The organism is Pseudomonas sp. NPDC088885, from assembly GCF_044750025.1.
GTDB classification, from domain to species: domain Bacteria; phylum Pseudomonadota; class Gammaproteobacteria; order Pseudomonadales; family Pseudomonadaceae; genus Aquipseudomonas; species Aquipseudomonas rustica.
On sequence record NZ_JBIVJB010000038.1, the window covers coordinates 14,688 to 32,269 of the forward strand.

13 protein-coding genes are annotated in these 17,582 nt (G+C 57.8%); 5 read left to right on the top strand and 8 right to left on the bottom strand.

Annotated features, from left to right (window positions below; genetic code table 11):
- Positions 1–2 precede the first annotated feature (2 nt).
- Positions 3–1,736 (top strand): PTS fructose-like transporter subunit IIB, encoded by a 1,734-nt coding sequence (locus tag ACIP1X_RS16475; protein WP_400753596.1) that lies wholly within the window; start codon positions 3–5, stop codon positions 1,734–1,736.
- A gap of 377 nt (positions 1,737–2,113) precedes the next feature.
- Complete coding sequence (locus ACIP1X_RS16480) at positions 2,114–3,655, top strand: alkaline phosphatase D family protein (protein WP_400753598.1); 1,542 nt, start codon at positions 2,114–2,116, stop codon at positions 3,653–3,655.
- 225 nt (positions 3,656–3,880) lie between these two features.
- On the opposite strand, the gene ACIP1X_RS16485 is transcribed toward ACIP1X_RS16480, so the two are convergent.
- Both ACIP1X_RS16485 and ACIP1X_RS16490 read right to left on the bottom strand, forming a co-directional pair.
- A complete protein-coding gene (locus ACIP1X_RS16485; protein ID WP_400753635.1) occupies positions 3,881–6,409 on the bottom strand; it encodes a PepSY domain-containing protein in 2,529 nt (842 codons plus the stop codon).
- Positions 6,410–6,643: 234 nt separating this feature from the next.
- Positions 6,644–8,959: a TonB-dependent receptor gene (locus ACIP1X_RS16490; protein WP_400753599.1), complete on the bottom strand. Its 2,316-nt coding sequence runs from the start codon at positions 8,957–8,959 to the stop codon at positions 6,644–6,646.
- A gap of 207 nt (positions 8,960–9,166) precedes the next feature.
- On the opposite strand from ACIP1X_RS16490, the gene ACIP1X_RS16495 reads away from it, so the two are divergent.
- Both ACIP1X_RS16495 and ACIP1X_RS16500 read left to right on the top strand, forming a co-directional pair.
- Complete coding sequence (locus tag ACIP1X_RS16495; protein WP_400753602.1) at positions 9,167–9,847, top strand: Fe2+-dependent dioxygenase; 681 nt, start codon at positions 9,167–9,169, stop codon at positions 9,845–9,847.
- Complete coding sequence (locus tag ACIP1X_RS16500) at positions 9,844–10,614, top strand: tetratricopeptide repeat protein (RefSeq protein WP_400753604.1); 771 nt, start codon at positions 9,844–9,846, stop codon at positions 10,612–10,614. Before ACIP1X_RS16495 ends, ACIP1X_RS16500 begins: the two co-directional genes overlap by 4 nt.
- A gap of 9 nt (positions 10,615–10,623) precedes the next feature.
- Here ACIP1X_RS16500 and ACIP1X_RS16505 read toward each other — a convergent pair whose 3' ends face one another.
- The 4 genes from ACIP1X_RS16505 to ACIP1X_RS16520 all read right to left on the bottom strand — a co-directional run bounded on the left by ACIP1X_RS16505 (position 10,624) and on the right by ACIP1X_RS16520 (position 14,568).
- Positions 10,624–11,622, bottom strand: a complete 999-nt coding sequence (locus ACIP1X_RS16505; RefSeq protein ID WP_400753607.1) for an alpha-xenorhabdolysin family binary toxin subunit B — start codon at positions 11,620–11,622, stop codon at positions 10,624–10,626.
- A 32-nt stretch (positions 11,623–11,654) separates the two neighbouring features.
- Entirely contained in the window at positions 11,655–12,710 is a 1,056-nt protein-coding gene (locus tag ACIP1X_RS16510) for an alpha-xenorhabdolysin family binary toxin subunit A (RefSeq protein ID WP_400753610.1), read from the bottom strand.
- A 168-nt stretch (positions 12,711–12,878) separates the two neighbouring features.
- Entirely contained in the window at positions 12,879–14,042 is a 1,164-nt protein-coding gene (locus tag ACIP1X_RS16515) for a type III PLP-dependent enzyme (RefSeq protein ID WP_053117055.1), read from the bottom strand.
- 274 nt (positions 14,043–14,316) lie between these two features.
- Positions 14,317–14,568, bottom strand: a complete 252-nt coding sequence (locus ACIP1X_RS16520) for a hypothetical protein (RefSeq protein ID WP_400753613.1) — start codon at positions 14,566–14,568, stop codon at positions 14,317–14,319.
- 264 nt (positions 14,569–14,832) lie between these two features.
- On the opposite strand from ACIP1X_RS16520, the gene ACIP1X_RS16525 reads away from it, so the two are divergent.
- Positions 14,833–15,717 carry a hypothetical protein gene (locus ACIP1X_RS16525; protein WP_400753616.1) on the top strand — a complete coding sequence of 295 codons (885 nt, stop codon included), beginning with the start codon at positions 14,833–14,835 and terminating at the stop codon, positions 15,715–15,717.
- Between the two features lie 46 nt (positions 15,718–15,763).
- On the opposite strand, the gene ACIP1X_RS16530 is transcribed toward ACIP1X_RS16525, so the two are convergent.
- Positions 15,764–16,921: a betaine/proline/choline family ABC transporter ATP-binding protein gene (locus ACIP1X_RS16530; RefSeq protein ID WP_400753617.1), complete on the bottom strand. Its 1,158-nt coding sequence runs from the start codon at positions 16,919–16,921 to the stop codon at positions 15,764–15,766.
- The gene (locus ACIP1X_RS16535) at positions 16,918–17,571 is read right to left on the bottom strand and encodes an ABC transporter permease (RefSeq protein ID WP_053117058.1); all 654 of its coding nucleotides are present in this window, start codon (positions 17,569–17,571) and stop codon (positions 16,918–16,920) included. Before ACIP1X_RS16535 ends, ACIP1X_RS16530 begins: the two co-directional genes overlap by 4 nt.
- Positions 17,572–17,582: the final 11 nt, after the last annotated feature.

Sequence of the window (17,582 nt, forward strand, 5' to 3'; positions counted from 1 at the left end):
TCATGAAATTAGCCATTGTTACGGCTTGCCCGAACGGCATGGTCACCAGTGTGCTGTGTGCGCGTTTGCTTGATGCGGCGGCGCAGCGTCAGGGCTGGAGCACCAGCGTTGAAGTGGTCGATGCGGCGCACCCGGAACGCGAATTGTCGGCGGCGACGATTGCTGCGGCGGAGTGGGTTTTGTTGGTCGCCACGGGTGCGGTCGACATGACGCGTTTTGTCGGCAAGCGGGTTTTCCAGATTGCTCCGGCACAGGCGCTACAGGATGTCGAAGCGGTGCTGCGTCGTGGTGCTGAAGAGGCATCAGTCTACGTTGCCAGCGCGGCTGAACCGGTCGCTGATGCGCCGCGTGCGCCACGCATCGTCGCCATCACCGCGTGCCCGACCGGTGTCGCCCACACCTTCATGGCGGCCGAGGCCTTGCAGCAAACCGCCAAGCGTCTGGGCTATGAACTGCAGGTCGAAACCCAAGGCTCAGTGGGCGCGAAAACCCCGTTGAGCGCGGCGGCGATTGCTGAAGCGGATGTGGTGTTGCTGGCTGCGGATATCGAAGTCGCCACCGAGCGTTTCGCTGGTAAGAAAATCTATCGTTGCGGCACTGGCATCGCATTGAAGCAGTCCGAAGCCACGCTGAAAAAAGCCTTGGCCGAAGGTACTGTGGAAAGCGCGGCGAGTGACGGCAAAGCACCGGCCAGGCAAGAAAAAACCGGCGTCTACAAACACCTGCTGACCGGCGTGTCGTTCATGCTGCCGATGGTCGTGGCCGGCGGTTTGATGATCGCGCTGTCATTTGTGTTCGGCATCACCGCGTTCAAAGAGGAAGGCACGTTGGCGGCAGCGCTGATGCAGATCGGTGGCGAGACCGCGTTCAAACTGATGGTGCCGCTGCTGGCGGGTTACATCGCTTATTCGATTGCTGACCGTCCGGGCCTGGCGCCGGGGATGATTGGCGGCTTGCTCGCGAGTACGTTGGGCGCCGGGTTTATCGGTGGCATCGTCGCCGGTTTTATCGCCGGTTATGCGGCGAAGGCGATCAGCCGTTATGTCGCGTTGCCGCAGAGTCTTGAAGCGCTGAAACCGATTCTGATCATCCCGTTGTTCGCTAGTTTGTTTACCGGGCTGGTGATGATTTACGTGGTCGGCAAACCGGTCGCCGGGATGCTGTTGGCGCTGACGAGTTTTCTCGACAGCATGGGCACCACCAACGCGATCCTGCTCGGCGTGGTGCTTGGCGGCATGATGTGCGTCGACCTCGGCGGGCCGATCAACAAAGCCGCGTATGCGTTTTCGGTGGGGCTGCTGGCGTCGCAGAGTTATGCACCGATGGCGGCAACGATGGCAGCGGGGATGGTGCCACCGATTGGTCTGGGCATTGCCACGTTTATTGCGCGGCGAAAGTTCGCCCAGACCGAACGCGAGGCGGGTAAAGCGGCGCTGGTATTGGGGCTGTGCTTTATCTCTGAAGGGGCGATTCCGTTTGCCGCGAAAGACCCGTTGCGGGTGATCCCGGCGAGCATTGCCGGTGGTGCGTTGACCGGTGCGTTGTCGATGTATTTCGGCTGCAAGTTGATGGCGCCGCACGGTGGCTTGTTTGTGTTGGCGATCCCGAATGCGATCAATCATGCGCTGTTGTATCTGCTGGCGATTGTCGCGGGGAGCCTCTTGACCGCCGTGGTCTATGCCACAGTCAAACGCCCCGAAGCCGTCGAACTGGCCCTCGAACCCGCCAAGGCCTGACTGACACCACAAATCCTTTGTAGGAGCTGAGCTTGCTCGCGAAAGCGGTCTGGCATTCACCGAAGATGTCGACTGACATGGCCTCTTCGCGAGCAAGCTCGGCTCCTACAAAAGCAGGTGTCATTTTCGGGTCATGTGGGCGTGCTCAAGTTTTCCTTTTCTCAGGGAGAATGGCATGAGCGAGTTCAACGCCAAGGCCTGACTGACACCACAAAACCTTCGTAGGAGCTGAGCTTGCTCGCGAAAGCGGTCTGGCATTCACCGAAGATGTCGACTGACATGGCCTCTTCGCGAGCAAGCTCGGCTCCTACAAGGGCGGGTGTCATGTCTGTTTCATGTGGGCGTGCTTAAGTTTCCCTTTTTCCAGGGAGAACCCCATGAGCGATTTCAATCTCGGTCGCCGGCGTGTCATGCAGGGGATCGGCGCCGGGCTGTTGCTGCCGGGGCTGGCGCCGGCGGTGATTGCTTCGGTCAAGGATCGTCCGCAGTTGACCGATGGCGTGCAGTCCGGTGACCTGCTCGGCGATCGCGCGATGATCTGGAGTCGCAGCGATCGCCCCGCTCGCATGGTGGTCGAGTGGGACACCCGCAGCCTGTTCGGCAATCCGCGTAAATTCATCTCGGCACTGGCCGACGCGCGCACTGATTTCACCGCTCGCGTCGAGCTCACCGGGCTGCCTGCCAATCAGGCGATTTTCTATCGCGTGTATTTCGAAGACGCCCAGACCGGCGTCGCCAGCGAGCCGTGGTTCGGCCATTTGCGCAGTGTGCCGACGGCCAGACGCGATATCCGTTTTGTCTGGAGCGGCGACACTGTCGGCCAAGGCTTCGGCATCAACCCGGACATCGGCGGCATGCGCATCTACGAAGCCATGCGCCTGCGCCTGCCGGACTTCTTTATCCACAGCGGCGACACCATCTACGCCGACGGCCCGGTGCCCGCGCAGCTCACCACCGAAGGCGGGCGCATCTGGCGCAATCTCACCACCGAAGCCAAGAGCAAAGTCGCGCAAACCCTCGACGATTATCGCGGCAACTATCGCTACAACCTGATGGACGAAAACATCCGCCGCTTCAACGCCGAAGTGCCGCAAATCTGGCAGTGGGACGACCATGAAGTGGTCAACAACTGGTCGCCGGGCAAGCAACTGGATGAGCGTTATCAGGAAAAAGATATCCACACCTTGGTGGGGCGCGCGCGGCAGGCGTGGCTGGAATATTCGCCGATGCGTTTGCAGACCGCCGACGGTGGCGGGCGGATCTATCGCAAGCTCAGTTACGGGCCGATGCTTGATGTGTTTGTGCTGGATATGCGCAGTTATCGCGAGGCGAATGACGACAATCTGGGCGCGGAAAAACCGTTTCTCGGGCGTGAGCAACTGGACTGGCTCAAGCGTGAATTGAAGGCGTCGAAGGCACAGTGGAAAGTCATTGCTGCGGACATGCCGATCGGCCTTGGCGTGCCGGACGGTGAAGTCAGTCCGGGTGTGGTGCGATGGGAAGCGGTGGCCAATGGCGACCCGGGACCGGCGCAGGGACGTGAGTTAGAGATCGCCGAATTGCTCGGCTTTTTGCGCGCGCAGCAGGTGCGCAACTTCGTCTTCCTGACGGCGGACGTGCATTACTGCGCGGCGCATCACTATCACCCGGATCGGGCGGCGTTTCAGGATTTTGAGCCGTTCTGGGAGTTTGTTGCGGGGCCGCTGAATGCCGGGAGTTTTGGGCCGAATCCGCTGGATAAAACCTTTGGGCCGCAGGTGGTGTTCGAGAAGGCACCGGCGGTGCAGAACACCTCGCCGTTTGCCGGGTTTCAGTTTTTTGGTGAGGTGAATATTGAAGGGCAGAGCGGGGAGATGAGTGTGGTGTTGCGGGATCTGGATGGGGTGGCGGTTTTCGAGCAAAAGTTGCAGCCGGTTTGAAGATCAAGCGCTTACCCTCACCCCAGCCCTCTCCCAGAGGGAGAGGGGGCCGACCGAGTTGTCTTGCGTCACACATCGACCTGAAAGATCGAGTCGATTATGAGATCAGCACAAAGCCTTCCTCTAGATTATGGATTCGGCAGAGGACGTTCAGGTCGGCGTAAGACTTGAGCATCCCCCAATCAGTCCCCTCTCCCTCTGGGAGAGGGTTAGGGTGAGGGGCTCTTAATAAACGTCGCGCCGGTAGCGGCCCTGTTCGATCAGGCGCTCGACTTCAGCGCTGCCGAGAATGTCCTTGAGCACCTGATCAACGCCTGTGGCCATGCCCTGAAGGCTGCCGCAGATGTAGATGACGGCACCCTCCGCCAGCCACTTCTTCAACTCACCCGCCGATTCACGCAAGCGATCCTGCACATAAACCTTCTCCGCCTGATCCCGCGAAAACGCCAGATCCAGCCGTTCCAGATCGCCATTGATCAACCACTCTTCCAGCTCCGCACGACAGAGGAAATCATGTTCACGGTTACGCTCGCCAAACAGCAACCATTGACGCTGCTGACCATCGGCAATCCGCGCCTTGAGCAAGCTGCGCAGCCCGGCCAGACCGGTGCCGTTGCCCAGTAGAATCATCGGCACCGGCTCGTTCGGCAGGTGGAACCCGCTGTTGCGACGCACGCGCAGGCTGATGCTGCCACCGACCGGCGCATGCTCGGTCAACCAGCCAGAACCAATGCCCAGCGTGCCATCGGCGTGTTGTTCCTGACGCACGATCAGCTCCAGCACACCGTCGGCGGCAATCGAGGCGATCGAGTATTCGCGCATGGCCAGCGGCACCATCGCATCGACCAGCGACTGCGCATGCAAACCGACCAGATGCGCGCGATGCTCCGGCAATTGACGCGAAGCCAGTGCGACTTCCAGCGGCTCGTCGAGGCCATTGATTTTCACCATGGTCTCGCCACGAATGCCGAGGCCGTCGAGAAAATGTTCGATGATCCACGGGCAGTTGCGCGGCAGCACTTCGACCAGATCACCAGCCAGCCAACTGCTGGTGTTCGGTGCGCTCAGGCCCAACAGATAAACCGGCGAACCGCTGCTGTCCGGGTTCATCAATTCGCGGCGGGTCAGCGTCCAGTTGTCGTAGCTCGGTGCTTGCCAGGTATCGACCGGCGCTTGTCCGGTGAGCAGACCAAGTTGCGTCTGCCAGTGACGCAGCGCATAGGGATCGCCGCTGTCGACTTCCACTGGCGCAAACAGTGTCTTGCCACCATGTTCGCCCAACCACTGATGCAGACGTTTGGCAAAGCCGCAGAAGTGTTGGTACTGACGATCGCCGAGCCCAAGCACCGCGTAGTTCAAGCTGTCCAGTGTCGAAGCTTTGCCCAGCACTTTGCGCTCGAAACCACGGGCACTGTCCGGTGCTTCGCCGTCGCCGAAGGTGCTGACCACGAACAGCGCGTTGTTCGATTCACGCAGATCCTGCTCGCTGACATTTGCCAGCGGCTGCACCTTCACCGGCAATCCGGCGGCCTGCAATTGCCCGGCGGTTTGCCACGCCAGTTGCTCGGCGAAACCGCTCTGGCTGGCGAAACCGATCAGCCACGCCGGTGCATCGCCCGCCGGTTGTTCGAGGCCTTTACGTGCGTCCTTGATCTGCTTTTTCTTGCGCCGACGATCGAGGTACAGCAGCCATCCAGTGATGAAAAACAGCGGCATGCACACCGCCGCGAGGGTGATGATGATCCGTCCGATCAGGCCGAAATAGCTGCCGACGTGCAGTGCATAAATGCTGGTCAGCAGTTGCGCCTTGAAGCTCTTGTCAGCGTAGCGGTCGACGCGTTTGACGATGCCGGTGGCCGGGTCGAGAGTGATCTGGTTGAGCGCGCGCTCATGCGGCGAGTTTTCCAGCAGATAGAACACGGTCGCCGGTTGGCCGGCCACGGGCGGCATACGAATGTTGTAGGCAGACAGGCCTGGGCCGGCGGCGCTGTAGATGCTGCTCCACATCGCCGCGTAATCGGCAGTCGGCGCCGGGCCTTGCGGTGCCGGGCCACGACCACCGCGCACGCGTTCGTTTTGCGGCGCATCGGAAAGCAGTTTGGTCAGGCCTTTGTTGTACCACTCGTACGACCACGACAGCCCGGTCAGCGCCAGCAGCAGATAGACCAACAGGCACCATGTGCCCGCCACCGAGTGCAGATCCCAATTGAAGGCGCGGCCCTTTTTCTTCCAGTCGAGGGTCAGCCACACACGCCAGCTGTTCCACTGACGCGGCCAACGCAGGTACAGACCGGAGAGGCAGAAAAACAGCAGGATCAGCGTGCAGGCGCCAGTGATGTTGCGGCCGGTATCGCCGATGGCGAGGAAGCGGTGCAGTTGCAGCATCAGGCCGAAGAAGTCCTGGCCGACGGCATCACCCATGAACTCGCCGGTGTACGGATCGAAGTAGCGCATCTCGCCGCGACGTTCGCCCTTGGGCGGTGTGAAAAACACTTTCGCTGCGCTGCCGCTGTCGGTCTCGACCGAGAGCATCGAGACTTTTTTGCCGGACGCGGCTTCGATGCGCTCGACCAGTTCGACCGGTGGCAAGACGCCGGCGACTTGTTTTTCCACTTGCAGGACGGAGGGATTCAGCGCCCGCAGGATTTCGTCCTGAAACGAATAAGTCGCGCCGGTGATGCCCATCAACGCCAGCACCAGGCCTGCGGTGATGCCAAAAAACCAGTGCAACTGGAACAGGGTTTTCTTCAACACGTCACTCGCCGTCCGTTCGGAAATTGTCATCACGGCGCGCATTATGCCGTGGGTTATCGAGAAGCGTTCTTTATTACGCAGAAAAGCCCCGTTCAATTGAATGAACGGGGCCAAGCCTTGCGGCGCATTCCTTGTGGGAGGGGGCTTGCTCCCGAATGCATCGTGTCAGTCGATATCCATTTCTCTGACACACCGCTTTCGCGAGCAAGCCCGCTCCCACATTTACAGCATCAATCAGAAGTGGAAATTGGTGCTCAACAATGCCGTACGGCCCGCCGCCTGGTTGGCGAAGTGGGTCGAGAAGGCTTTGTCGTAGTAGGTTTCGTTGGTCAGGTTCTGCACGTTGAGTTGCAGGTCGACGTTCTTGGTCAGCTTGTACGCCGCCATCGCGTCGTAACGCACATACGAATCGACCATGGTGGTGTTGGCCACGCTGCCGTAAACGTCGTCGACATAGAACGCGCCACCACCGAGGGTCAGCTTCGGAGTGACCTGATAAGTAGTCCACAGGCTGGCGCTGTTTTTCGGCGTGTTAGGCAGTTCGTTGCCGTCGTTGGCACGGCCCAGTGGACCGCCGTCAACTTGCTCGCTGTCCATGAACGCGTAACCGGCGAACACTTGCCATTTCTCGGTGATCTTGCCGCTGGCCGACAGCTCGAAACCTTGCACGCGGGTCTTGCCGGCGTTTTCGTACGAAGTGGTGTCGACTTGTACCCGAGCGTTTTCTTTCTCGGTGCGGAAGATGTCAGCGGTCAGCGACAGACGATCGTTGAGCAGATCCCATTTGGTACCGATTTCGTAGTTCTTGGTGGTTTCCGGCTCCATGTCGCTGCTCAGCAGGTTGCCGGCACGGTCAGTGCTGCCGCCCAACGGGTTGCCTTCCTGACCTTCGCCCAAGGTGTTGCCCGGCGGCGTGGCCGAGGTCGCGTAGGAAGCGTAAATGCTGCCGTTTTCTGCCGGCTTATAAACCACGCCGAACTGACCGGTGACGAACTCGCTGGTGTCAGCACCCTTCGAAGTGGTGGTGCCGGCGTTGGTGTAAGTCTTGTAGCCGGTTTCGAAGTGGTCGTAACGCAGGCCCATGTTCACCAGCCACTGCTCGGACAACTCCAGCGTGTCGAACGCATACAGCGCGTACGTATCGGACTGGGTATCAGTGCCGGCGTAGTTGCGCGAGATCGCGCCGTTCCACGGATCGTTCGGGTTCGGGTTTGACAGCGAGGTGCAGTTGTAGCCACTGGCTGCGCCGATCAGCCCCGGGTTGCAGTTAGTGGTCGCGGCGGTGGTGCGCGGCGTGGTGTCAGTGTTGACGTTGTACGAGGACTTCTGGCTTTCCTCACGGGTGTATTCCACACCGGTGGAGAAGCTGTTCTTGAAGCCAGCAACGTAGAAGTTACCGAACAGGTCAGTCTGGTTGGTGGTGGTCTCGGTGTTGCTCACCCGAGTGTTCGCACGACGCCAGACCGTACCGTTGTTGACGTTGCCCTTGCTGTCGTCCGGTTGGGTCAGGATGTAATCCTGCATGCTGGTGCCATGACGCAGGGTGTTCTTGATCGTCAGCGAGTCGCTCAAATCGTGTTCGATGGCGAAGGTCGCGGTGTCGGTGCGGCCCTTGCGGAAATCGCGATCCAGACCGTAGAAGTTGCTGTGGTCGCCACCCGAGTACGGCTTGTCCGGATTGGATTTGGTGCGTGCCGCCGAGCCGCCGAGCGGAATGGTGTACGGCACGCCGGAGTCCGGAGTGTCGTTGCTTTCCAGATGGTAGTAATCGAGGTTGACGCGGGTGTCGGTGCCCAGACCAAACGCCAGGGACGGGGCGATACCCCAACGGTCGTAATCGACCTTGTCACGGCCGGCGACGTTGCTCTCGTGGCTCATCAGATTCAGACGGCCAGCGGCGGTGTCGCTGAACTGGTAGTTGCCGTCGAGGGTGTAACGCTGGGTCTGGTCGGAACCCCAGGTGAAACCACCGTCGAACGAGTTGCCGAGGTGGGCTTTCTTGCTCACCAGGTTGATGCTGCCGCCCGCTGCGCCACGACCGCCGATGGCGGAGTTCGGGCCCTTGCTGACTTCAATATTTTCCACGGCGAAAATTTCGCGGCTCTGCGAACCGGTGTCGCGCACGCCGTCGAGATAGGTGTCGCCCTGGGCGTCGAAACCACGAATGAACGGACGGTCGCCCTGCGGGTTGCCGCCTTCACCGGCGCCGAAAGTGATGCCCGGCACGGTGCGCAGCGCGTCCTGCATGTTCAGGGCGCCGGTGTCTTTGAGTACTTGTTGCGGGATCACGGTGACCGAGCGCGGCGTGTCGACCAGCGGCGCGGTGTACTTGGGCGAGGAGGCTTTTTCGACCTGGTAGGACGTCGAGTCCTGCGCTTCGCCGGTGATGGCGGTGGCGTCCAGAGCGATGGCATTGCCGGACGCTTTGCTGTCGGTTTTCTCGGCAGCGAACACCATCTGGCCAGCGGAGCCGGCGGTAATTGCGACGCCGATAGCAGAGGCGAGCAGACGTGGTGAACTGACCGGTAATTGTGCGTGTTGACGTGCCATTTTTATTCCCCTCCCCAAGGATTTGAGGCGGCGGAATATAGGGTAAACAGGTATTCGTATCAATTGCGAAACATTGTTATTCGCACTGAATTTACATTCTTTACAATTTAACCTTACGGTTTCTGCCAGTTCATTCGTCTCCCGGGTTTTACACGGACAATAAGAATCAATACCATTGCCGCCTCTTTGCCATCAGGTGACATCGCCATGCTGCTGCACATCCCCGCACTGTTCGCGAAAGACGAGGTGCAGCGCATTCGCGAGGCTTTGCAGCAGGCTGACTGGGCCGATGGCAAGATCACCGCCGGCTTCCAGTCGGCCAAGGCCAAGCACAATCTGCAACTGCCCGAAGGTCATCCGCTGGCCAAGGAAATCGGCGCGGCGATGCTCGAGCGGCTGTGGAAAAATCCGCTGTTCATGTCGGCCGCATTGCCGCATAAAGTCTTCCCACCGTTGGTGAACTGTTACACGGCCGGTGGCAGCTTCGATTTCCACATCGACAACGCCGTGCGCCAACCCAAGGGCAGCATCGAGCGCGTGCGCACCGATTTGTCGGCAACGCTGTTCTTCAGCGAGCCTGGGGATTACGACGGCGGCGAACTGGAAATCCAGGACACCTACGGCACGCAACAAGTGAAACTGCCCGCCGGCGACATGGTGTTGTACCCCGGCACCAGCCTGCACAAGGTCAACGCAGTCACTCGCGGCGCGCGTTATGCGTCGTTCTTCTGGACGCAGAGCTTGGTGCGCGAAGACAGCCAGCGCGCGCTGCTGTTCGAGATGGACGGCGCGATCCAGCAACTGACGCAGGACATGCCTGACCATCCTTCGCTGATCCGCCTTACCGGCACGTATCACAACCTGCTGCGTCGCTGGGTCGAGGTATGAGTTTCCAACTGCGCCGCGAGGAAATCCTCAGCGGCGAACAACTCAGCGCCATGCTCGAAGAAAGCCCGGCCCGTGCCGCGCAGGCGATTCTGCTGGCGGCGGGAGAGGGCGAAGTGGAGGCGCAGGCGTTGCTCGGGCAGATTCTTCTGGACGGCCAGGGCATCGCCAAGGATCAAGCGCTGGCGCTGCGTTGGTTCGGCATCGCTGCCGGACGCGGGCATCTGATGGCGCGCAACATGCTCGGGCGTTGTCATGAGCATGGCTGGGGTTGTGTCGCCGATGCCGGGGTTGCCGCGCAGCATTATCGAGTCGCGGCGCAGGCAGGCCTAGATTGGGCGATGTACAACCTCGCCAATCTGCTGGCGACCGGGCGCGGTGTCGCGGTGGATCATCTGCAGGCGTTGGCGTTGTATCGGCGTGCTGCGGAAGTCGGCCATGCGAAGTCGATGAATTTGCTCGGACGCTATCTGGAGGAAGGGCAGCTGTGTGCGGCGGATCCGGTAGCGGCGCGTGACTGGTATCGACGCGCCGCTGAGGGTGGCGATTTTCGTGGGCAATTCAGTTATGCCGCCGTCCTGGCGGATGAGGGCCGCATTGATGAGGCGCTCAAATGGCTGGCTGAAGCGTTAGCCAACGGAAACCTGGCATTTCTTCGTGTCAGCAGTCAGTCGCTGCTGGTTTCCCGACATCCGGACATCCGCAGCATGGCGCAAGCCTATTGCCGCCGCGTCAGTCAGCTCGACGCCCAGAATTCGCCTGGCATCTGAATCCGCAGGTCAGCCGCGCAGCCAGCCTTCCTGGAGTTTGCCCAAGTAGCTGCGCAATGCCTGACTGTTCAGCACAACGAATTCGCCGCGGATTTGAAGATCCGCTTCGGGTGCAGGGACGGCATCAAGGAAGGCATTCAACGAATCGGTCAGCTTGATGATTTCACTGACATACGTCTGCCGGTGGGGCAGCACTTTTTGTGTGTCATTCAACTGACGGGTTTTGTCAGCGTTGTCGCGCAGCTGCTTGACGAGGGACGACACCCTTTCCTCGCGCTGGCTCTTGCGGGCATGGATCGCATCCCGGGCCTTGGTCAGGCTCTCATATTTGATCAGCTCGTTAGCCTCGTCCAAAAGCTTGGTAGCAATCAGGATTCCGGCTTCCATGGCAGCGATTTGCGTCGGTGTTGGCTTGGTACCGACCATCGATGTCAGTTGCTCGAGCAAAGGCTTGAGGCGATCGATGACGGTCAGTTTCTCAAATTCGCTGATCGCCTCATTCAACTTGGCGAGATCAGTATTCAGCGCGTCGAGGGGGATTTGTTCGGCGCTCAATTGCTCTTGCAGATTGACCGTAGAAGTTTCCAGTTCGGCGAGCCTGAAACGATTGTTGCTGATCGTCACGCTTTGTACTTCGAATACGCTGGCGTCAACCTCTGAGTACAACTGGGCAATGCGCCCGATGCACAGTTCTATCAGTTGTTCGCCGATTTTCGAGTACGACTTGATTGCCTGCTCGATTTGAGGATTCGTTTCACGTTCCTTCAATGCTTTGAGCGCTTGCAGGTTCTCACGCAACTCGTCCGTTTGAAGGGCCGTGATTGCTCCAGTAATGCTGTTGGCAATCTGTTGGTCTGTGCGCCCGATGGCACTGTTGAGGTCGATCAGTTCATCGCTTAAAGCTTTTATATACAAATCGGCGGAGCCGACAATGGCTTGATAGCGGATGGCCTCGCGGCTTTCCCGGATATTGGCCAAATCAGGAGACAGGTAAACAGGGAGTGTCATGAAAAAATCCTTTTTTTAAAGTTTGTGAGACTTCAGTCGAACGCCGAAATCAGTGCGTTGGCATTTGTCTGAATGGTTTTCCAGTTCTTTAAAACTACCCGCAAACTCGAAACGAAACTCCTGAGGGTCAGGTATTCGTGCATGCCCATCACTTTGTTTTTGGAGGCGCTGATGTATTCAGAGATGGATACCCACAACGTTTCAATCTGCGAAGTACCTTGAATCGCTCCATCGACGTAGATCAAAAGGCTTTCCAGATCCGTGTGAAGTTGTAGAAGAGTGCCGGCGAGAATGTCTTTCTGTTTGGTCTGTTCTATCAGCAGGTTTTTTTGCTTTTGCAATGGTGCAATATTGATCGCCTGGTATTGCTCCGCGAGGAACAAAACAGCCGTGGGCAAGGGGCTGATGAATGCAAATAAGTGTGTGAAAAAACCTGGCTCCGATTCTCGGATTTTCTCATCCAGCCTCGCTTGGGCTTCGTCGATGGCTGCGTTCAATTCAGTGATCTGGCGGTTGATTTCACTGTTGTTAGCCAGCTTCAGTTTGCTGCCGAGGCCAATCGCTACGTCATTGTTGAGCTCGGATTTGAAGTTTCTCAAACGCAGGATCAGCTCATCGCTATTGATTTTTTTCTCATCAATGGAGCTGGCAATAAACACCAGCGATTCTTGGATCGAGCCAAAGCGGTTTTTTTCTTTTGTGCCGATTTCCAGAGGTGGCAGGCTGTTTATCTCCTCCTCGGTGAGGGTTTCAAGGGTGCCGATATAATCGATATAGCCGGGCATTGATACAATCGCATCAATGATTTCTTCGCCGAAACTTTCGAGGTCTTCGGAAAAAGTCGCCAGACTGCCGCCGACTCTTTTCATCGAAGACTCAATGTCGTTCCACGAGTTGGCATTGTTGATGATCGTGTGATTCAACTCAACAATGTCAAACGGTTCGAGGCCAACAATTCCGGTGTGTTTTGTTTGCAGCAGATGCTCTACCGCTTCGAGGGTGCGCGGCAGAAGTTTGGCTGTTGAAATGTAGTTGTTGATTTTTTTGATATCGTTTTTGGTAATTAGCTTGACTGGACTTGGCTGCATTTATCAGTTCCCTTTGGGGCGTATTTGAGTCGCTAGCTTAAGTCCGGTTTTGCAGATTGGTATATAACTTGTGTGTGTCCCGTTGTTGTTTATGATTTGTGATGTTTTGGTTTTTTTTGAATAAAAAAACCCGTGCCTGAGCACGGGTTTTTAATGCTGCGTTTGGCTTTACACGTAATACGACTTCAACGGTGGAAAGCCATTGAACTCAACCGCGCTGTAACTGGTGGTGTAAGCACCGGTCGACAACCAGTACAACCGGTCACCAATCGCCAGGTTCAGCGGCAAACCGTACTTGTAGTTTTCATACATGATGTCGGCGCTGTCGCAGGTCGGGCCGGCGATGACCACTTCTTCCATTTCGCCTTTCTTCTCGGTCCAGATCGGGAACTTGATCGCTTCGTCCATGGTTTCGATCAGGCCGGAGAACTTGCCCACATCGGTGTACACCCAGCGTTCAACAGCCGTGCGCGACTTGCGTGCGACCAGTACCACTTCGCTGACCAGAATACCGGCGTTGGCGATCAACGAACGGCCTGGCTCCAGAATGATTTCCGGCAGGTCATCACCAAAATCTTCTTTGAGGAAGCGGATGATTTCTTCGGCGTAGGTTTCCAGGCTGTTGGTGCGGGTGATGTAGTTGGCCGGGAAGCCACCGCCCATGTTGATCAGCTTGAGATGGATGCCGTCTTCTTCTTTCAGACGCTCGAAGATCACTTTGACCTTGGCGATCGCTGCGTCCCAGACGCTGATGTCGCGCTGCTGCGAACCAACGTGGAAGGAGATGCCGTAAGGCACCAGGCCGAGGTCGCGAGCGAGGATCAGTAGATCCATGGCCATGTCGGTCTGGCAGCCGAATTTGCGCGACAGTGGCCAGTCAGCCGTGGTCGAGCCTTCGGTGAGGATGCGGACGTAGACTTTCGAGCCCGGTGCAGCCTTGGCGATGTTGCGCAGGTCGGCTTCGGAGTCGGTGGAGAACAGACGCACACCCTTCTCGTAGAAGTAGCGGATGTCCTTGGATTTCTTGATGGTGTTGCCGTAGCTGATACGGTCGGCGCTGACGCCGCGATCCATCACTTTGTCCAGCTCATAGATGGAGGCGATGTCGAAGCTCGAGCCTTTCTCTTTGAGCAGGTCGATGATCTCGACGGCCGGGTTGGCCTTGACCGCGTAGTAGACCTTGGCGAATTCGAAACCGGCGCGCAGGTCATCGTAGGCCTGGCTGATCATCGCGGTGTCGATCACCACGAACGGGGTTTCCTGTTTGTCGGCAAACGCCTTCATTTTGTCAAAAGTGGCGCGCGCGAAATAGTCTTCGACATTGATCGACATGCTGGGAGCTCCTATGGGCAAACTCGTAAAAACAATGGGTGCAAATGAACGCCCTCCGTATCCCCACTTTGGTTCGCCTACTTCCCAAGGCATGTCGCCGAAAGCAAAAAGGCCACGGGTGGTTTTACCCTTGGCCTTGCTGTCTCGTCGTCAGTACTTGAGCCGGATGGATCGTTTCCAGCATGGACGTTCGGCGCGAACTTTAGGGCGTGAGGGGCCTGAGATCAACTAAAAATGTCGCGTTTTTGCACGCTTCTGACGTGCGTCGCTTTGATCACTCTTTGTAGCCGACCGAGATGACGGACAGATGTTCCCCCGAGAATTTTGAAGTGTTAAAAATACCTGCACGTTCGCGGATTATGTCGGCGCAGTCGTGGGTAAGTGTGATGGCGGCAACATCGGCGACGTTGGCGGCGAGAGGTGGGCTTGAAGGGGGTTTTGGCTGTTTTGAAAAGTGTTTTTCACCTGCTGTTTGATCGGTGTGTGTTGAGATTCTTTTCCGCCTCGCGGATGAAGAAAAAATCACGCGATCCTGTAGGAGTGAGCCTGCTCGCGATCACTTTTTTACAGCTAACATTTTCATTGACTGGAGTTGCGCTATCGCGAGCAGGCTCGCTCCTACAGGTTTTGTATTTTTGTCGGGGTGATTGATGTTTTCCGCGCTGGATTCGCGTGTCAGTAGTCCACTTCGTTTTTAATTCTGATTAGTTCTCATAACCTGTCAGTTGTGACAGGTGTCGGCTGCGTCGCATATCAATACAGTCATTCCTTCCATTGGAGGTGCCAAGGAATGACAAGGCTATTAGGGTTATTGCTGTTTACGTTGCTCTCAGCGTGCGCGGGTAGCGGGGGAGGTGATCTCGCTCAGGTGAAGAGTTTACGAGTATCGGGCGAGCAGACTGCTGTAGACCTGACGCGTCGGTACAACGATCAAGCCAGTGCCTGTCGCCCGTTCAATCCGGCTACTGCGTTCGAGTGTTCTGGCGTGCTCATCAGAGGAACGGCGCACTCGACGCAGTATCATTCTTGGAACCCCAATCCCAGTGCCAATGGAGTATCGGCCTCGTTTTTACGAAGCGACGCGAATTTCACCAATTTTTATATCTATACAAACGGTTTCATCTTTTATCCGGCGCAGGCAGCTCCTGCGGGCAAAAGGAAGATTGCCATGCTTTGCTTCTTTCCTCGGGATGGTGCCTCTAACGTCAGGGAAGATCAGGGGTGCGGACAAAGTCCTGCCGGCCCTACCAGTCGTGAGTGCCAGTCCCAAGGGATCAATTCTGCGGAGCAATGGGTCGAGCACTATAAGAAGTACGGCAGCTACACGCAGATGTGCGGTTTGAATGTGCGGGATGGTTTAGGCGAGAACGCGGTGATTGCTTTCAATGAGGGCCTGAAAGCTCAGCGGCTTGTGTTCGATGCTGCACTTGATAACTACAACGAACTCAGAATGGCGAAGTGGGAACAGGACATTGGTCACGTCCTGCCGATCCAGGCGTTCTTTTATCTGGTTGATAGAGGCAAGGCTGCCGCGCAATATGATCAAAAAAACTTTTTGACTCAAACGGGTATATCGCTGCCGATTATTTTCATTCGGTTATCGCCGACGCCGCAGGAGCCAGCAACGTTTCGATTCATTGCCGAAGACCAGGCGATTCCCCTCGACCCGTCGTAGTGGCAACCGATGCGCGGACAGCTGAAGAGCTGCCCGCGCATTTCCATCAGGCGACCACTGCCTCAGCCGGCGAGACGATACTGGTCCTCATCCCGCGCGAGCGACCGGAACTCAAGTAAGCCGCAATCGACTCCTGCGTCACCTCACCGAGGAACACTCGCTCGGCGTCCATCACCGGCAGCCACGAACGGTTGAACTCGTACATGCGCGACAACAGAATGCGCAGATGCTCGTCGTACGCGGCGGTGGCGTTGAATTCACGCAGGAACTGCGCGCAAGTGCCGGTCTGACGGTGCAGATCACGACGACGCACATAGCCCAGTGCCTTGTTGTCGGCACAAGTGACGACGACGTAGCGACGGTCATGTTCGTCCATCAATTCCAGCGCATCGGCCACGGGCGTTTCCGGGCTTACCGATGGCGCGTTGTCCGCCGCATCTTCCGCTTTGACCAACAGCAGACGCTTGAGCGTGCTGTCCTGGCCAACGAAGTTGCTGACAAAGTCGTCCGCCGGGTGCGCGAGCAGCGTGTCCGGGTGATCGATCTGCAGCAGTTTGCCGGCGCGGAAAATCGCGATCTTGTCGCCGAGTTTGATGGCTTCGTCGATGTCGTGGCTGACCATGATCACGGTCTTGTTCAGCGCGCGCTGCATCTCGAAGAATTCGTTCTGGATCATCTCGCGGTTGATCGGGTCGACCGCACCGAACGGCTCATCCATCAGCAGCAGCGGCGCATCCGCCGCCAGTGCACGGATTACGCCGATGCGCTGTTGCTGACCACCGGACAATTCACGCGGATAACGATGCAGATACTGCTTGGGCTCAAGCTTGATCATGCTCATCAACTCGCGGGCGCGGTCGTGGCATTTCTGTTTGTCCCAGCCGAGCAGTTTCGGCACGACGACGATGTTCTCTTCGATGGTCATGTTCGGGAACAGACCGATCTGCTGGATCACGTAACCGATGTTGCGACGCAGGGTCACTTCGTCGAGATCGGTGGTGTCTTCACCATTAATGAGGATCTTGCCCGAGGTCGGTTTGATCAGGCGGTTGATCATTTTCAGCGTGGTGCTTTTGCCGCAACCCGATGGCCCGAGGAACACACAGATTTCGCCTTCATTGACGGTCAGGCTCACCGAATCCACGGCTTTGACGTCTTTGCCGTTGCTTTGGAAAGTTTTGCTGAGGTTTTGAAGTTCGATCATTTGAGGAGTCCTTTTGGAGTCAACGAGCGTTGCAGCCATTGGAGAAACAGGTCAGCGAAAATGGCCAGAAGACTGACCAGCAGCGCGCCGACGATCAGCATCGACATGTCACTGCGGCTGATGGAAGCGAGGATCAACACACCGAGGCCGCCGGCGCCGATGGTCGCGGCAATGGTCATCACGCCGATGTTCATCACCACGGCGGTGCGCACGCCGGCGAGGATGACCGGTACGGCGATTGGCAGTTCGACCATGCGCAGGCGCTGGCCGAAGGTCATGCCGATGCCGCGTGCGGCTTCACGAATGCCGGGTTCGACGCCGGTGAGGGCGAGGTAGGTGTTGCGCATGATCGGCAGCAGTGAATAGAGGAACACGGCGGTGATCGCCGGCATCGGGCCGAGGCCCTGACCGAACTTCGAGTAGAACGGCAGCAGCAAACCGAACAGCGCAATCGACGGCACGGTCAGCAGCACGGTGGCGCTGGCCTGTAGCGGGCCGGCGAGGCTCGGGAAGCGCGTCATCAAAATGCCCAGCGGCACGCCGACGACAATCGCCAACGTTACAGCGATGCCGACCAGGGTGATGTGCTGCCAGGTCAGGTGCATCACCTGTTGCCAGTCGAGATGGGAAAAGGCGTTGAAGAATTCCATGACTTTTCCTC

Coding starts and splice junctions, on each gene's coding strand:
- ACIP1X_RS16475 (WP_400753596.1), top strand. CDS start 3: ATGAAATTAGCCATTGTTACGGCTTGCCCGAACGGCATGGTCACCAGT.
- ACIP1X_RS16480 (WP_400753598.1), top strand. CDS start 2,114: ATGAGCGATTTCAATCTCGGTCGCCGGCGTGTCATGCAGGGGATCGGC.
- ACIP1X_RS16490 (WP_400753599.1), bottom strand. CDS start 8,959: ATGGCACGTCAACACGCACAATTACCGGTCAGTTCACCACGTCTGCTC.
- ACIP1X_RS16495 (WP_400753602.1), top strand. CDS start 9,167: ATGCTGCTGCACATCCCCGCACTGTTCGCGAAAGACGAGGTGCAGCGC.
- ACIP1X_RS16500 (WP_400753604.1), top strand. CDS start 9,844: ATGAGTTTCCAACTGCGCCGCGAGGAAATCCTCAGCGGCGAACAACTC.
- ACIP1X_RS16505 (WP_400753607.1), bottom strand. CDS start 11,622: ATGACACTCCCTGTTTACCTGTCTCCTGATTTGGCCAATATCCGGGAA.
- ACIP1X_RS16510 (WP_400753610.1), bottom strand. CDS start 12,710: ATGCAGCCAAGTCCAGTCAAGCTAATTACCAAAAACGATATCAAAAAA.
- ACIP1X_RS16515 (WP_053117055.1), bottom strand. CDS start 14,042: ATGTCGATCAATGTCGAAGACTATTTCGCGCGCGCCACTTTTGACAAA.
- ACIP1X_RS16525 (WP_400753616.1), top strand. CDS start 14,833: ATGACAAGGCTATTAGGGTTATTGCTGTTTACGTTGCTCTCAGCGTGC.
- ACIP1X_RS16530 (WP_400753617.1), bottom strand. CDS start 16,921: ATGATCGAACTTCAAAACCTCAGCAAAACTTTCCAAAGCAACGGCAAA.
- ACIP1X_RS16535 (WP_053117058.1), bottom strand. CDS start 17,571: ATGGAATTCTTCAACGCCTTTTCCCATCTCGACTGGCAACAGGTGATG.